11 protein-coding genes are annotated in these 15,906 nt (G+C 60.2%); 1 reads left to right on the top strand and 10 read right to left on the bottom strand.

The genetic code is table 11. The features are described from left to right. Nucleotides 1-43: 43 nt before the first annotated feature. From IEW06_RS16105 to IEW06_RS16090, 4 genes are all read right to left on the bottom strand, one after another. Nucleotides 44-1,609 carry a RagB/SusD family nutrient uptake outer membrane protein gene (locus IEW06_RS16105; protein WP_187731793.1) on the bottom strand — a complete coding sequence of 522 codons (1,566 nt, stop codon included), beginning with the start codon at nucleotides 1,607-1,609 and terminating at the stop codon, nucleotides 44-46. 18 nt (nucleotides 1,610-1,627) lie between these two features. Then, nucleotides 1,628-4,675: a SusC/RagA family TonB-linked outer membrane protein gene (locus IEW06_RS16100; protein ID WP_229743148.1), complete on the bottom strand. Its 3,048-nt coding sequence runs from the start codon at nucleotides 4,673-4,675 to the stop codon at nucleotides 1,628-1,630. A gap of 361 nt (nucleotides 4,676-5,036) precedes the next feature. Continuing rightward, nucleotides 5,037-5,390: a hypothetical protein gene (locus tag IEW06_RS16095; protein ID WP_187731794.1), complete on the bottom strand. Its 354-nt coding sequence runs from the start codon at nucleotides 5,388-5,390 to the stop codon at nucleotides 5,037-5,039. Between the two features lie 274 nt (nucleotides 5,391-5,664). Next, the gene (locus tag IEW06_RS16090; protein WP_187731795.1) at nucleotides 5,665-5,889 is read right to left on the bottom strand and encodes a hypothetical protein; all 225 of its coding nucleotides are present in this window, start codon (nucleotides 5,887-5,889) and stop codon (nucleotides 5,665-5,667) included. 97 nt (nucleotides 5,890-5,986) lie between these two features. Here IEW06_RS16090 and IEW06_RS16085 point away from each other — a divergent pair, with 97 nt between their 5' ends. Further along, nucleotides 5,987-6,763: an MBL fold metallo-hydrolase gene (locus IEW06_RS16085; protein WP_188548580.1), complete on the top strand. Its 777-nt coding sequence runs from the start codon at nucleotides 5,987-5,989 to the stop codon at nucleotides 6,761-6,763. A gap of 275 nt (nucleotides 6,764-7,038) precedes the next feature. Here IEW06_RS16085 and IEW06_RS16080 read toward each other — a convergent pair whose 3' ends face one another. The 6 genes from IEW06_RS16080 to IEW06_RS16055 all read right to left on the bottom strand — a co-directional run bounded on the left by IEW06_RS16080 (nucleotide 7,039) and on the right by IEW06_RS16055 (nucleotide 15,787). Continuing rightward, on the bottom strand, nucleotides 7,039-10,263 hold the full coding sequence (locus IEW06_RS16080; RefSeq protein ID WP_188548579.1) for a WD40/YVTN/BNR-like repeat-containing protein: 3,225 nt from the start codon (nucleotides 10,261-10,263) through the stop codon (nucleotides 7,039-7,041). 175 nt (nucleotides 10,264-10,438) lie between these two features. After that, nucleotides 10,439-11,485, bottom strand: coding sequence for a pectinesterase family protein (locus IEW06_RS16075; protein ID WP_229743147.1), 1,047 nt, complete (start codon nucleotides 11,483-11,485; stop codon nucleotides 10,439-10,441). 93 nt (nucleotides 11,486-11,578) lie between these two features. Continuing rightward, complete coding sequence (locus IEW06_RS16070; RefSeq protein ID WP_187731796.1) at nucleotides 11,579-12,592, bottom strand: alpha/beta hydrolase; 1,014 nt, start codon at nucleotides 12,590-12,592, stop codon at nucleotides 11,579-11,581. Nucleotides 12,593-12,643: 51 nt separating this feature from the next. Beyond that, on the bottom strand, nucleotides 12,644-13,348 hold the full coding sequence (locus IEW06_RS16065; protein WP_188548578.1) for an ABC transporter ATP-binding protein: 705 nt from the start codon (nucleotides 13,346-13,348) through the stop codon (nucleotides 12,644-12,646). Between the two features lies 1 nt (nucleotide 13,349). Further along, nucleotides 13,350-14,609, bottom strand: a complete 1,260-nt coding sequence (locus IEW06_RS16060) for an ABC transporter permease (protein WP_187731797.1) — start codon at nucleotides 14,607-14,609, stop codon at nucleotides 13,350-13,352. Further along, complete coding sequence (locus tag IEW06_RS16055; RefSeq protein ID WP_223284508.1) at nucleotides 14,606-15,787, bottom strand: efflux RND transporter periplasmic adaptor subunit; 1,182 nt, start codon at nucleotides 15,785-15,787, stop codon at nucleotides 14,606-14,608. The genes IEW06_RS16060 and IEW06_RS16055 overlap by 4 nt, the downstream gene beginning before the upstream one ends. Between the last annotated feature and the right edge of the window lie 119 nt (nucleotides 15,788-15,906).

Below are 15,906 nucleotides of genomic sequence, written 5' to 3'. Positions count from 1 at the left end.
ACCCAACGGCCGGTTTTATTTGCTACTGGCTCGTAGTTAATGGTTAATAGCCCGGATTCTGGGTGATGTTGCGGTTCACATCCACCTGCGTCTGCGGCACGGGATAGATCAGGTACTTCGGGTCGCTCTGGGGCTTGTCTTTACGAGCCAGCAGAAACTTGCCGAACCGGATCATGTCCTGCCGCCGCCACGACTCGCTGTACAGCTCCCGGCCCCGCTCATCGAGCAGCACGTCAAGATTAAGCGAGGTCAGGGCGCCGGCAGTGCGCGAGGGGTGAGTGCGCAAGGAATTGACGATGGCCAGCGGCGTGGCCCCGTACGGTCCGGCGCTGGTAGGCGTGCCGCCCCGCAGAATGGCTTCGGCCTTCATCAGCAGCACGTCGGCCAGCCGGAAGCTCACATGATCATTTTCGGCCCCGTTGCCACCTCTGGCCTCGCTGGCATAATCCACGGGGTATTTTATGGGCCGGATGCCCTTCGCTTCGAGGTCGGCGCCGGTTTCAAACAGGTTAATTTCCTTGGTGAAAGCCAGCGGCGCCCCGCCCCGCGTGGTGAGCGGAGCATCGGTGAGCAGGTTGTACTGCTGGCCAATGAGATAGCCTACATTGATGCGCCGGCCCGGATTGGCGGGGCCGCCCGGTACGTCGTACGCTATACCCCGGCGCTTGTCGGTGGGCCCAAACAGGTCGTACGCCTCGGCCGTAGCGGCCGGGCCATTGTAGCCATCCACGGGCCGCATGTTGTAGTGCGACACGAATTTCCACAAGTCGCGCAAGGGGCCGCTATTGCCGAAGGTATTGGCCTGGGTGAAGATGTTTTCCCGGCCAATTGTCGAGTTGTTGGGCGCGAAGTTGTCGAAATAGTTATCCGTGAAGGAGTACTTGCCACTGTTGATTATTTCGTCGGCCAGCTTAATCACCTGGTTCATGTCGGCCGCGGCGAAGGTCGGGGCCGCGCGGTTGGCATACACGCCCTTGTTGAGGTAGCACTTCATCAGCAGCACCCGGGCCGCGTCCTTGGTGGCGCGGCTGACGGGGGCGTCGGGCAGGTTGGCCTGAATGGCGTTCAGCTCACTTACGATGTAGTCGAGGGCCTCGGTGCCCTTGCGCACCCGCGCCAGCTCGCTCAGATTCTCGCCTGGTTCCCGGTAGAGCACCTGGTCGTAGAGGTCGAGCACCAGATACATGGCCCAGGCCCGCAGAAACCGCGACTCGGCCTCCTGCTGCGGGTTAGGAGAAAAGCGCAGCAGGTCGGTGGAGGCGTAGATAATGCCATTGAGCTGGGTGTAGGTTTCGCGCACCCGCTCGTTATTGGCATCCCAGGTATGGTTGTAGAGGGCGCGCCACTTACCGTTGTCGTCCCAGTCGGGCCCGCGGGTGGGCATGATGCGGGCATCGGTGGACACTTCCTGAAGGGCAAACACGCTTACGTGGCCCTGAATGGGTTCGCGCTGGGAATTATACACGCCCTGAAGCAGTGATGTAAGCTCGCCGCGCCGAACCTGGCTTTCCGTCAGCTGACCTTCCAGGGTTTCGTCAATCTCACAACTAGTCGCCGCCTGTAATAAAGCCAGAACGGCAGCCGCACAGGCAATCTTGGAGTATCTCATGGTGGGAAAAAGTAGAGGTTACAGATTGAAATTAACGCCGAACGTGAAGGTGCGGGCGCTGGGGTAGGGCAGGTAGTCAATTCCCACCGAAGGCACTTGGTTGGCTCCGCGCTTCACCGTGTTTACTTCCGGGTCAAACCCATCGTAGTCGGTAAGCACGAACAGGTTCTGACCCGTGACATATACCCGGGCACCCTTCATGAAGGTGCTCACGTCGCCGATGGCATAGGAAAGCGTCAGGTTGGACATTTTTAGGAAATCCCCTTTTTCCAGGTAGCGCGTAGTGGCTGCCGACGGGTTGCCGGTTGCTTCTTTAATTGGGTTTTCAAACGTGGAGAGGGCAATATTTTTGCCGGCCCCAATCTGGCCCACGTTGCCTACCGCGTTGATCGTGTTGTTGTAAACGTACTGGCCGAATACCCCCGTCATGTTCGCAATCAGAGAGAACTTGCCGTAACGGGCGTTGGCGCTCAGGCCCAGCAGTGTGCGCGGATTAGGACTGCCCGAATAAGCTATTGCCCCGAACTCATTCGACAGGCCATTTTCGTTGAGGCCGTTGTACTGGGGCAGGAAGAAGGCGTTGATGGGGTAGCCGTTGGTGATGAGCTGCGACAAGGCCCCCGTCAGGCCTTGCCCGTTGATGGCTCCGGTCGGAATGGCGGCCCCTACCAGGTCCGATACTTCGTTGCGAATGAAGGTAGCGTTGACGTTGAGGCCTACTTCCACTTGCTCGTTGGTCACCAGCGTGGTTCCCAAGGCCATCTCTACGCCTTTGTTTATAATCTTAGCGTCGAGGTTGTCCCAGCGAATAGCCGCGTTAGCGGGACGGGGCTCGCCGGGGGTAGTCGGAAACAGGATGTCGGTGGTCGTTTTGTTGAAGTAGTCAGCCGAGAAGGTGAGGCGGTTGTTGAATGCCCCGATATCAATGCCAATATTAAACTGGCGGTCTGCTTGCCACTTCAAGTCATCGTTCGCGTCGTTGAGCGGCGACTGGGCCCCGTTGTTGTCCAGAGTGTAGCGAAACTGAGCTGCGCCGGCTGGAAACTCCTGGTTGCCGGTGAGGCCGTAGCCGGCCCGCAGCTTCAGCTGGGTCAGGCGCTCGGCCGGGAAGAAATCTTCCTGGCTCAGGTCCCAGGCTGCGGCAAACGAAGGGAAGTAGCCCACCCGGTTATTCGGTCCGAACTTGGTGCTTTCATCCCGGCGCAGCGTACCGGTCAGTACGTAGCGGTCTTTATAGCTGAAGATGGCCCGGCCAAAAACCGATTGCAGCTCCGACGACGGATCGAAGAAGGACGATACCTGGCGGTTGCCGGCGGCCGAATACTGAATGTAATTGGTATAATCGAGGCCGAAGTTGCCAAAGCCCCCTTCATCCCGATTACCAAAAGCATTCACATTGGAGCCCGAATTACTAAACTTTGTGTACTCGTAGCCCAGCACCGCGTTCAGATTCAGGTCAGTAGCTACGGCTCGGTTGAAGTTAAGCGTGTGAACGATCTGCTGGGTTGTCAGCTCGTTGTTGCTGATGGCGGCAAAGCCCTGCCCTTCAATGCCGGGATAGTTTATCAGGCGCTGATCAATGGAGGTGCGCCGCTCGCCGTTGTTGTAGTTTACGCTCAGCAGCATCCGGTACTCGAGCCAGTCGGTAAACTTATACGAAGGCGCGATGCTGGCCAGGATGGTGTTTACCCGCGAGTCATCGTTGTAAAGCTCCTGGGATGCCAGAGGGTTCACCACGTCGCCGGCCTGAATGAAGAGCGAACCATCCTGATTGCGCAGAGGCTGGGTGGGGTTCCACTGCAATGCCTGCCCGATGAGGCTACCGCGGAAGCCAGCGTCGGTCGTAATGTTGGCCAACTTTTCGAGGAACTGGCTGGTCGCGATGTTTACATCCACGCCCAGCTTCTTGCTTTCCAGAAATTGCAGATTGGTGGAGAAGTTGGCGCTGTACTTCTTGAAGCCGGTTTTGCGCACAATGCCATCCTGGTCGAGGTAGCCCAGGGAGAGGCGGTAGCGGCCGGTTTCACCGCCCCCGCTCATGGCCACGTTGTAGTTTTGCAGGTAGCCGGTGCGCAGAATCTCCTCCAGCGCGTCCACGTCGCCCCCCTTATCGTTGGCGGCCGGTGCCCCATAGTAGGCGATGGCCTCCCGATACTGGCCGGCGTCGAGGAACTCAGGCCGGCGCAGCAGCGTCGAGAAGCCGGTAGAGGCCCCCACGCTGAGTATTGGGGCGCCCGTGCGGCCTTTTTTGGTGGTAATAAGAACTACCCCGTAAGCGGCCCGGGAGCCGTAGATAGCCGTGGCCGAGGCATCCTTGAGCACAGTGAAGGTCTCGATGTCATCGGGATTGAGGAAGTTAAGCGGGTTGCTGTCGGCACCGGCGCCCACGTCGGCCGAGGCCACCAGACCGGGCCGGGCTGTGCGGCCATCGAGCGGCACGCCGTCAATCACATACAGCGGCTGGCCAGTACCGGTCACGGCCGAGTTGCCCCGGATGCGGATCGTGGACGGTCCGCCGGGCTGCCCGCTGTTGTTGCTCACCTGCACCCCCGATACCCGGCCCTGAAGCAGCTGGTCGGGGGAGGTGAATGTGCCTTTGTTGAATTCCTTCTCGCCAATTACGGCCACAGCCCCGGTCAGATCTTGCTTTCGCGTGGTACCATAGCCCGTTACGACCACCTCGTTCAGCCTCTGGGTATCTTCCTGCATGGCTACCTGCACCGTCGATTTGCCTGCAACATCAATTTGCTGCGAGGTGTAGCCGATAGACGAGAACGAAAGTGTCGTTGTACCCTCGGGCACGGTTAGCTCGAAGGTGCCGTCGGCGCCGGTGCTGGTGCCGGTAGTGGTGCCGGGAATGATAACTGTGACCCCAGGCAAGGCGCTAGCATTGGCATCGACCACCTTGCCCGAAACGGTCCGGGTAGCTTGCGCCTGGCCCAGGAGGGGAAAGAGCAGGAGCAGGACGCCTACGATCAGCATCCGGAGCCAGGTCGGGTGCTTGCCGCCAGGCGCAACGGCTTCTGCTGGCGCCTTCACGGTGTACTGTTTGTACAGGTTGTTCATAAGTGAAAAAGTGAAATGGTGGGAATTTTTACAGGACCGGGCGCCAAAAAGGGCGGCAACCGCGGCGGTACCCGGGGAAAGTGTTCGGTAACCTAGTGCTGGCCATGCTTCCCAGAGCCCGTATCATAAGGCAGCTGGGTGCCGCGTCAGTAGCCCGAAGCAGCCCCGGGGCAATAATCGGGTCGGCGGGGTGCTACCCAAAAATGGATCAATGTGCCCGGGCCGATTGGTGGCAGGGTAGCGGCGTCAGACCCGGATCAGGGCACGCCAGGACGAAGCGAAAAGGAAGGGTTTTGTCATGTGGGGGGCTTTTTTAGGTATACAAAGAGCAGCTAATTGGTGAGGGGAGAAGCGGCGGTAGTTATGGCGCGAGCCTGAGCAGGGGCGCTGGAATAATTGCGCACACTGCCCCCGTCAACCAAGCAATGGACTTGGTAAAACCTAGATGAAAAGCAGAAAGCAATGGCCCATTCTCCGCTCCGGAAAAGTGCCGGGCCCCGTACCGGGAACCCACGGTGGTACTTATGCTCATGCCCGGCAGGCAGGCTATCCGGACCTGAGTGGAGGGCGCGTTAGGGAAGTAAGGGAAAGCAAAGACGGCCGCCCCGCCTGCGCTCAGGGCCAGGCCAATGGAAGGCCGGAATGAAAGAAATTGCCCCCCAAGCGTAAGAGCGCTACCCAGCAGCACAACAAGCCAGTAGAACGTTTTTTTCATACGCCTGAGTTGATAAGCCTAGTCTTACTGGCAGCCCGCTATGCAGCCTAATGTAGTGACCATTAAGTATATGAATTTTTTTTAGTATATCTACTTATTGTGCTATAATGTTTTAGAATAGTTCATAAACTTGTGTCCTTTGCACGGCAGGGAATGGGTAAAGTGGTACAGAATGGAGGCTATCCTTACTTACCTTCTCGGCTGCTTCTGCTGCGCAAAGGCCCGCAAAAAGCCCCCCACAAGGGTTGGGGCGTGTCAGTGAGACTCCCTTGGATTAGCCGACGGGTTTCCGGCGCGGGCTTACGCATAAATAAACTGGATACCGGGCCCCGGCATCCTTGTTGGTCGAGGCCGGGTTGATCATCTGATTCACGCTGACCATGTTCAGACTTTTTACCACATGAGCCTGCGGCCGAGCCCGCTGCGCCTGCTCGCCCAAAGAGTCGGTGAGCCCCACTGGTAGCCGGGCCGAAAGCTGGCCTGAACTTGCAGCGGGCAAAAAGGTTATGGTAATGGTTTTCGGCGGTGGCTACTTATAAGAGGCCCTACTGCTGGAAAAAGCCGGCACTACTTCTATCCTAACAAACGGAAAATTGATGAAAGTCACCCTACTTCTCACGGCTGCGCTGGCGGCTTTTGCACTTCAGGCGCCGGCCCAAACCGCTCCGTCACGCGTAGCCGCTGACCAGATACCGACCCAAAAAGGTCCGCTAACGGTGCAGCCCATCACGCACGGCAGCGTGGTGTTTACCTGGAACGGGAAGACTATTTACGTAGATCCCTACGGCGGGGCGCAGGCTTATGCTGGGCTTGCCGCGCCCGATGTAATCCTCATCACAGACATTCACGGGGACCATCTGGACCCGAAGACACTGGCGGGCCTCTCCGTGGGCAAGGCCCTGCTGGTGGTGCCCCCAGCGGTGGCGGAGCAACTGCCAGCGGAGTACCAGCCGCAGATACGCATCCTGCGCAACGGCCAACGGCTCGATACGCTGGGGCTGCGCGTGGCGGCCATTCCCATGTACAACCTGCCCCAGACGGCCGACGCACGGCACCCCAAAGGCCGGGGAAATGGCTACGTGCTGACCCTGGGGGGCAAAAATGTCTATCTGTCCGGCGACACGGAAGACATTGCCGAGATGCGCGCCCTCAAGGGCATCGATGTGGCGTTTGTGTGCATGAATCTGCCCTACACTATGGACGTGCCGCAGGCCGCCCAGGCCGTGTTGGCCTTTCAGCCGGGCATTGTGTACCCCTACCACTACCGGGGCCAGAATGGCCTGAGCGACGTGGCCGCCTTCCAGAAAACCGTGAATGCGGCCAATCGGAAAATCGACGTGCGGCTGCGCAACTGGTATCCGGCCACCAAATAGAAGAACGTAATAACGAAAATGGCCGGCCGAGTAACTGGCTCAGCAGGCCGTGCTGGTGGAGTAAAGCCCAGCCGAATGCTCCTGTCTAAACAAAGTCACCCTCATTCAAGGGGCAACCGAATTTCACTTCCTACGAAAAAGCTGCTGATCCTTTTGCTAACCAGGAAAAGTGAGGGCACGCGCCATTTACACGAAATTGAGCATGGTAATCGGTAGCCGCAAAAAAGCCTAGATCTAACATTAGATCTAGGCTTTCTTTTTCAAACACTATTTCCCTACAAGCTGCTGGGAGCGGTGGGGGCGGCCGGCGGTAGCGTAATGGCATCCACGTTCTTGTCCCGAATAAGCTTGTTCAGGGCCGGCAGGTCTTGCTCCCTGATCATTTTGAACTGACCAAGCTGCTGATTAATCTGCTCGGTCACTTCCTTCTTGAACCCTACGGCCTGCTCCGTAGGCCGGTAGTCGCCGGTGCTGGCCTGCCCGACCAGGTTCGCTAGCTTGTTGTTCAGGCGGATGGGAAAGTTCAGGGGGTCCTGCCCGCTTTTGTTTTTGGTTTGGTACAATGCCTCTTCAATCTGGGTGATTTTCTTGTCGATGGCGCTGGCCGACTCGACGATATCCTTAGCCGGCGCCTGGTCTTTCAACGGACCCGTGATCGTGTTCAACTGGCCGCGCAGGGTGCGGATGTCGCGGATGGCCTCGTGGGTTTCCGTGAGCTTCTGCTGCACATCCTGCAGGAAGTCAAACTGGGCCTGCAGGTCCTGCGGGGTGGCTTTGCTGCGCGGGTCGGGCAGGACGGTAAAGGTTGTTTCCTGGGTTTGCTGGTTGAGTGTGAGGCGCGCTTTGTAGGTGCCCGGCACGGCCCGGGGGCCCTGCGTGCCGCCGCCCCACAGAATCAGGCCTTCAAACTGGCGGGCATCGGGGTAGCTCAAATCCCAGACAAAGCGGTTCATGCCCCGCCGGGTGGGCAGGAGCTCGCGCTTGATCTTGGCTTTTTCCGCTTTCGTCAGATTTTTGCCCCCCAGGTCCTTATCCGTGTTGGCGAAGGTGCGAATAACCTGGCCCCGCGCATCAAGGATGTCGAGCTTCACGGTGCTGGTCGAATCGTGCTTTTGGGCGAAGGAGTAGTAGAGCAGAACCCCGCCCGGATGATTCTGGCCCGCCGTAGGGGAAATCGTGGCCGAGCCGCGGCCCTCCATCCGGTAGCTCGGGGCGGGCGTGTACAAGTGAAACTTGCTGGCGGCCACCGGCGCGCTCAGCTGGTGCAGGGGCGTTAGGTCGTCGAGCAGCCAGAACCCCCGCCCTTGGGTAGCGGCAATGAGGTTGTCGTTTTTGATCGTCAGGTCCGTGATGGGCGTCGGCGGCAGGTTGAGCTGCAGGGGCTGCCACTGCTGGCCATCGTTGAAGGAAACGTACAGACCGTATTCGGTGCCAGCGTAGAGCAGCCCGGCGCGCTTGGGGTCGGCCCGCACCACGCGGGTAAAGTGCGTGTCGGGAATGCCGGTGGTGATTTTTGTCCACGTCTTGCCGTAGTCCATCGTCTTGTAGAGGTAGGGCCGAAAGTCTCCGGACTTATACATGGTGGCCGCCACGTAAGCGGCTCCCTTCGCCGTGGGGTGGGCGTCAATGCTGTTGATTTGAATCCACTCAGGCAGGCCCTTGGGCTGCACCTTCGTCCAGGTCTTGCCCTGGTCGCGGGTAAGGTGCAGCAGGCCGTCGTCGGAGCCCGTCCAGATCACCCCGGCCTCCACCGGCGACTCAGCGAGGGCGAAGATGGTGCCGTAGTACTCCACGGCCGTGTTGTCCTTGGTAATGGGGCCGCCGGAGGGGCCCAGGGTCTTCGGGTCATTGCGGGTCAGGTCGGGGCTGATCACCTGCCAGGACTGGCCTTCGTTGGTCGTGACGTGCAGGTGGTTGGAGCCCGAGTACAGCCGCTTGGGGTCGTGGGGGGAAAACAGCAGGGGGAAGTTCCACTGAAACCGGTACTTCATGCCCTCGGCGCCGTGCCCCATGGGGTTGTCGGGCCACACGTCGATGGCGCGCTCCTGCCGGGTGTCGTGGTCGACGCGGGAGAGGTAGCCGTCGTAGCTGCCCCCGTACACGATGTCGGGGTTCAGCGGATCCACGGCGATATGGGCGCTTTCGCCGCCGGCCGTTGGCTCCCAGTCGCGCTCCTCGATGCTGCGGCCCGCCGTGCGGTGCGGAATGCGCACCGTGGAGTTGTCCTGCTGGGCTCCGTAAATGCGGTAAGGGAAATGGTTGTCGGTCACCACCCGGTAAAACTGCCCGGTGGGCTGGTTGTGGTAGGTGGTCCAGTTCAGGCCCCCGTCGGTGCTGACCTGAGCGCCGCCGTCGTCGGCCATGACCATGCGGTTGGGGTTCTCGGGCGCAATCCACAGATCGTGGTGGTCGCCGTGGGGGGCATCATAGGCCTGGAAGGTGCGGCCCCCGTCCTTGCTTTTGTGGTAGGAAACGTTGAGCACGTACATTACGTCCGCGTCCTTGGGGTCGGCATAAATGCGCGTGTAGTACCAGGCCCGCTGGCGCAGGTTGCGGTCATCCGACAGCTTCTGCCAGTTCTTGCCCCCGTCGTCGGAGCGAAACAAGCCCCCCTTTTCGGCCTCCACCATCGCCCACACCCGGCTGGAGTTTACCGGTGAAACGGCTACCCCGATGATGCCCAAGGTGCCCGTGGGCATGCCCTCAGCGCGGGAGATATCCTGCCAGGTGTCGCCGCCATCGGTGCTTTTCCACAGGCCCGAGCCAGGTCCACCCGAGGAGAAGTTATAGGGCGTGCGCCGCACGTTCCAGGTGCTGGCGTAGAGAATGCGCGGGTTGGACGGGTCCATAATCAGGTCCACCGCGCCAGCGTCCTGGTTGGCAAACAGCACGCGCTCCCACTTCCTGCCCCCATCTTTGGAGCGGTACACGCCGCGCATCTCACTCGGCGCGTACAGGTTGCCCATGGCCGCGACGTACACCAGATCCGGATTCTTGGGGTGGATGCGGATACGACCAATGTGGCGCGAATCCTTCAGGCCCACGTTGGTCCAGGTCTGGCCCGCATCCATCGATTTCCACACCCCAAAGCCGGACGACACGTTGCCCCGCACGGTTTGCTCGCCCTCGCCGGCGTACAACACGTTGGGGTCCGATTCGCTGACGGCCACGGCCCCGATGGACCCGCCGAAGTAGCGGTCGGAGATGTTGCCCCAGGTGCCGCCGCCATCGGTGGTGCGCCACACGCCGCCCCCGGCCGTACCCATGTAGTATAAGTTGGGGTTGCCGGGCACGCCCGTCGCCGTGCCGGCCCGTCCGCCCCGGTAGGGACCAATGGAGCGCCACCGCAACCCATTGTATAAGGTGGTGTCGTAGACCGCGGCGGTGCCTTGGGGGGCTTTTTTCCGCTTGGCGCGCTGCTGCGCCTCGGCCGAGGTTGTGAGCAAGAGGAAGAGCAGCGCGCCGATGAAGGCGGTATTCCAGGGTAGCGAATGTTTCATACGCAAAGGGTTGACGGGAAAAGGGCATGGCATAACGGCGCCCCGCCAGTGATGACGGGGCCCAGGACCACGTTGGCCTCCAGGCTAGCCAGAACTCGGGTTTAATGTAGGGAGAAACCCGCTAACCCACGCGGCGATTTTGCGAGTAAAGCGCAAAAAATCAGCCTGAGGTCACTTAATCCGGCGTCGGCAGCCACGGGGCCGGGCCCGCAAAAATCCGGGCCAGGGTATAGCGCCGGGCTTCGCGGGCGCGCAGTTGCCGGGCCCACGGCACGCGTCCGGCAGCTGCGGAGCCTGGCCCCGTGGACTGGTACTCGGCGTAGAAGGCGGTTTGCTCGTTTTTGGGGTCGCGCCAGTTGTCCCAGCCGGCGGCAGTGATGTGGGCGCCTAATTCTGAGTGCAGAAACACGGTGCGCGCGTGCGGCCGCCAGGGTCGGCCTAGATACACTTTCTGCGCCTCAGGGGCCGCCGTGAGACGGCAGTGCCGGAACACCAGCCCGTAGGCCTGGCGCGGCGTGGTGGAAGCGGCCGTGATATAGGAGTTGCTTTTGCTGTGAATTACGCAGCGGTCGAATACGGCCGTGCTGGCGCCGAAGATAAAGTCGGTAGTGCCTTCGATGTAGCAATCCTGATAGTACTGGCGGCTGTTTTCTATGGCCAGAAACAGCGTGTCCTGGTGGCCCAGCATGCGGCAGTGGCGGAACACGGCCCGGTCGCCTTCCACGTGCAGGGCCACAGCTTGGCCGACCGGTCCGGCTGAGTTTTCGAAGGTGATGTTCTCAGCCCAAAAGTCGTTGCCCTGGACACGGACCGTGTGGGATGTGTAGGTGGTATGCCCGGCAGCGTCGCCCGAGTAATCGCCGTAGGTGATAATGACTCCGTCGCGGCTTTCGCCCAGCAGGGTAATGTTAGTTTTCTGGGCGGGGATGACGAGTTTTTCGCGGTAGGTGCCGTTTTTAATAAAGATGGTGGCCCGCACCTGCATGAAGTCGCGCACGGCCATCACCGCCTCCTGAATGGTGCGGTAGTCACCCAAGCCGTCGGGCGCCACAGTCAGGCGCACGGGTTGCGAAAATGATGGCGGGGAGGCAGCTTTAGGCGGATTGGCTGGTGGAGTAACTTGGGCAACCGCGGCCGGGCCACCCAGCAGCAGGACGCTCCCTAGCACTAGAAGCTGGAACGGCCTTAGGGAGCGTAAGACAGATGGTAATGGCTTGGGCACAGGCTAGTTCAGTTTAGGATGAGGCCAGCAAGGTCGGGCTACAAAATCAAGCGGCGGTGCTTCAAATTTGCCCCCCAGCGGCCATGGAGTTAGCTAAGGCCGAGGCGGGAAAACCTTGGCCAGAAACGCGGCCGTATAGGTTAGGGTTGGCTCAAACCAGGGGTGAAACAAGGGAAACGTGTGCGGCGCCCTGGCAAAGGTGTGCGTCTCGTGGTAGATGCCGAAAGCGTCCAGCTTTTTGGTCATGTCGTCGCGGCCCGCGTGCATGCGGTCCAGAACGCTGTTCAGAAACAGGATAGGCGGCGTCTGGTCCGAAACGTGGTTCAGGGCGCCGGCTTGGTGCCACAGAGCCAGGTTTTCCGTCTTAGACGCCCCAAACCAGCGCGTAGCGGCTGACAGCCCTTTACTATCATCACCCTCCCCCGATTCGGGGTGGATGAAGGCTAGCGTGCCATCTACGTCAATAATGGCCTGAACTCGGCTGGAGCGGCTCGTATGACAGGCCTCGCCCTCCAACTGCGCGTCGCCGTTGGTAGTGCCCAGCAACGCGGCCAGCTGTCCGCCCGCGGAAAAGCCCCAAACCGCAATCCGGGTGGTGTCGATGGGGTAGGTGCCGTCCTGGGCCCGCAGCCAACGCACGGCGGCCTTCAGATCGGTCACGGCGGCCGGGTACCGGGCTTCGGGCGACAGGCGGTAGTCTGCTGTGACCGTCACGTAGCCCCGGGCGGCGAGCTGCTGGGCTATCGGCACGTGGTGGGAGCGGTCGCCGGAGCTCCAGCCCCCACCGTGGATCAGCAGCACGGCCGGGTAGCCCGCGGGTCGCTTCGCTTTTGGGTAGAAGATATCGAGCTGCAAGGCCCGTCCGCCCACGGTGCAGTAGGTCAGGTTTTGCCGGGCCTGAATGGTGGTGGGAACGGTGGGCCGCGCCAGGGTAATGGTCGGGTGTGTTTTACGGGCCTTACGCAGGGCGCTGGCCACGGTAAAGGACGTGTCGCGCGGAGCTAGGGTTGGCTGGGCCTGGGCCGCCAGGGTGCTTGCTCCCAGAACCACCAGAAGAATGGCTACGACCAAGCGACGAAGTAGCCAAGGAAGGCGAAATAGAATCATCGGCAGGTATAAGATAGATCAACGGCTAAGATAAGCTGCCTGGGGCTTGCATCAAGCTGTAATTCCCGCGGCAGTTGCTCCATTGCTTATTCGGCCATCTTCCATTTCGATGATACGGTGCGTCTGGGCCGCGAACTCCTGGTCGTGCGTGACGATGAGCAGGGCCTGGTGGTAGGTTTCGGCCAGCTCTTTGAAAATAGCAAAGACTATTTCGCTGTTCTTCTTGTCGAGGTTGCCCGTGGGCTCGTCGCCCATGATGATGAGCGGGTCGTTGATGAGGGCGCGGGCAATGGCTACGCGCTGTTTTTGCCCCCCAGACAGCTGGTAGGGCTTTTTAAGCGCTTCCCCCTCAATCCCCAGAATTTTCAGCTTCTCGTAGGCTCGGCTTTCGATTTCCGCCACCGAGTATTTGCCCAGCTTTTCCCCCGGCAGCATCACGTTGCGCAGTACCGTAAACTCATTGAGCAGGTAGTGAAACTGGAAGACAAAGCCGATTTTCTCGTTCCGCACCCGGGCCAGCTCAGCCTCCTTTTTTTGGCCCATTTCCACGTTGTCAATCAGGAGGGTGCCCTCGTAGGCCGTGTCCATGGTAGACAGGATGTAGAGCAGCGTTGATTTGCCGCAGCCTGATTTGCCCACCACGCTGGCAAACTCACCGCGGGCCAGCGAAAAAGAAATTTCGCGCAGCACTTGCACCCGCACGGGGTCGTCGAAATACTTGGTGATGAGGCGGGCTTCCAGAGCAGGACTGTCCATCTTATTTGCCGCGAATGATGACGACAGGGTCGATCTGACTGGCCTTGCGGGCCGGGAAGAAACCCGCCAGATACGTGGTAATCAGGGAAAAAGCGGCCGCGATACCGTAGAAAACCGGATTAAAAACCACGGGATAGGTCTTGACCGTGGGCAGGGAGGGAGGAGTGAAGGGTAGCTGGGAAATTAGCGCCGACAGCCCCAGCCCGCAGATCAGGCCCAGGGCCCCGCCAAACAGCCCGATGGACAAGGCCACCATCACAAACACCCGCCGAACATCCGTGCCCGAAAACCCGACGGCCTTGAGAATGGCAATGGTGTCCATCTTCTCATAAATCATCATGTTGAGGATGTTATAAATCCCGAAGCCGGCCACCGTCAGCAGCGTGATGCCCACGGCATACGAAATCAGGGTGCGGATAAACGTGCCGGTCTCAAAATCTGAATTAGCGGTCTGAATATCCAGAGCCTGCACCTCGTACAGGGCCGCGTACTCTTTTGCCAGGCGGGGCGCCAGCGTCATGTCGTGGAGTTTTACCTGTAGGTCGGTGACATAGTTATTGGATTCGCCCAGCAGCTTTTGGGCCGTGGCCAGCGACGTGTAGCTCTGCACTTTGTCGATTTCCAGCAGCCCCGACTGAAACAGCCCCACCACCTTGAGCGGCACGTGGTCGCCTTTGGGCGTGGTAATCTGAATTACGTCGCCCAGCGTCACCAGCATCAGGTCGGCTGCTCCTTTGCCGAGGATAATGCTGTTGGCCACGGTGTTGAGGCTCCGATAATTGCCCCCCACCACGTAGTCGCTAAACGCAAACAGGGCATTTTCCTGCTCCGCCTCAATGCCGCTGATGGTGCCATTGAGCGTGACGGTGCCCACGTTGTAAAATACCTGGGCCTGAGTTTTGGGGGCTACGCCGCGCACCCGCGGATCGCGGCGCAAAGCGGCCAGAATAGCGCTGCTGTTGTGAATGCGGGGCAGCTCGTTGCGGGGCTTAATGGAGCGGATAAAGTTGTGCTGGCGCTGCCCGCGGGTGTAGCGGTCTACGGGCTGCTCGGCGGCGGGCTGCAATTCGTTGTAGAGGCGTACGTGGGGAGTGCGGTTGAGCACCAGCCCGTCCAGCAGCTGGTTGAGGCCCGACATAAAGCTGAGCAGGGTGATGAACATGGTGATGCTGAACGTGACACCGATGGCCGCCACGAGCGTCTGCTTACCGCGGGCCTGCAGCAGCGCTGCCGCCACGCTATAGAGTAAGGGCATTTTCATGAGCCAGGGGCTTGCAGTTCGTCGTCGGGGGTAAGGCCCGCTACTACTTCCACCATCTGGTAGTCGCGCAGGCCAATCTTAATCCGCACGGCCTGCCCATCGCTTTTCAGCACCGTGGAGTCGTTGACCAGCAGGCGGCGCGGAATGAGCAGCGCCCTCGCCTTAGTCTGCAGTACAATGTTGGCTTCCACGCTCACGAAAGGATACAGAACGGAGGGCTGCTTCACGAAGGCTGCTTCCACCAGAAAGGTCCGGCTGCTCGTGTTCATCATGGGCGAAACCGTGGTAACCTGGGCGGTAAACACCTGGCCCGGATAGGCATCCAGGGTTACCAGTACTTGCTGGCCAGGCTTGATTTTGACGATGTCGGATTCATCGACCTGCAATTCCAGCACAAATTGCCGGGCATCGCCCAGCAGGGCCAGCGGCGTCTGGGGGGTAATGGCCTCGCCAGGTTCCTGATACAGCTTATACACCACGCCGTTGATCTTGCTGCGCAGGATAAAGTCGCCGGCCTGCTGTTGGGCTATCTGCAGGTTCTTGCGGGTTTGGGCGGCGGCAAATGCCAGCTCTTTTTTCAGATTTTGATACCGCAACAGTGCGGACTCATACGCCGTTTTCGACTGCTCGTACGCCAGCTCCCGCTGCTCGAGGGTCTGCCGAGTGCCGATGGCTTGCTGCCAGAGCCGGCGCTGCCGGGTAAGCTGGAGCAAGTCGTTTTGCATGGTGCGGCGCTGCAGGGCAATTTGAGCCTGGGCTTCCCTCAGTTGGCTTTGGTTGGCCCTTATATCGGCGTTCCGGGCTGCCAGGGCCGCATTTTCCTGGTTTAGCTGCGATACTTCGCTGGCAATTGCCAGCAGCGGAGTGCCCACCTTCACCGAGTCGCCTTCCCGCACCTGCACTTCCCGAATGATGCCGCCGACCCGGGCAAACGCCTGGTACTGCTGCCCGCTCTTGACGGTGCCAGCTGCGTACACCGACTCAGAAATGGAGGACAACACCGGTTTGATGCGCTCCGTTTTCGGCTGGCAGCCTATCAGCCCTAGCATGGTTAGCAGAAACCAGTACACCACCATCCGGATCCTTCCCCCTGATAAACCCTGGTATGCCCGCTTGCCAGCGGTCATCTCTGGCTGCGGGGCTGTCGGGTAAGGCGGCGGCAATGGGTGGATGTTCATAGCACGCAAGAAACGGCGGCGCTGGGAGGAGCCGCGCGGTGCTAGCTGCTCCTCCCAACATTCAGTAACTGCTTTTACACAGGTCCGTACGGACACTTCGTGAATATAAGGCGGCAACC

This window comes from Hymenobacter qilianensis (assembly GCF_014638675.1).
Taxonomy (GTDB): Bacteria; Bacteroidota; Bacteroidia; order Cytophagales; family Hymenobacteraceae; genus Hymenobacter; species Hymenobacter qilianensis.
This window is presented reverse-complemented; position numbering and strand designations above follow the sequence as displayed.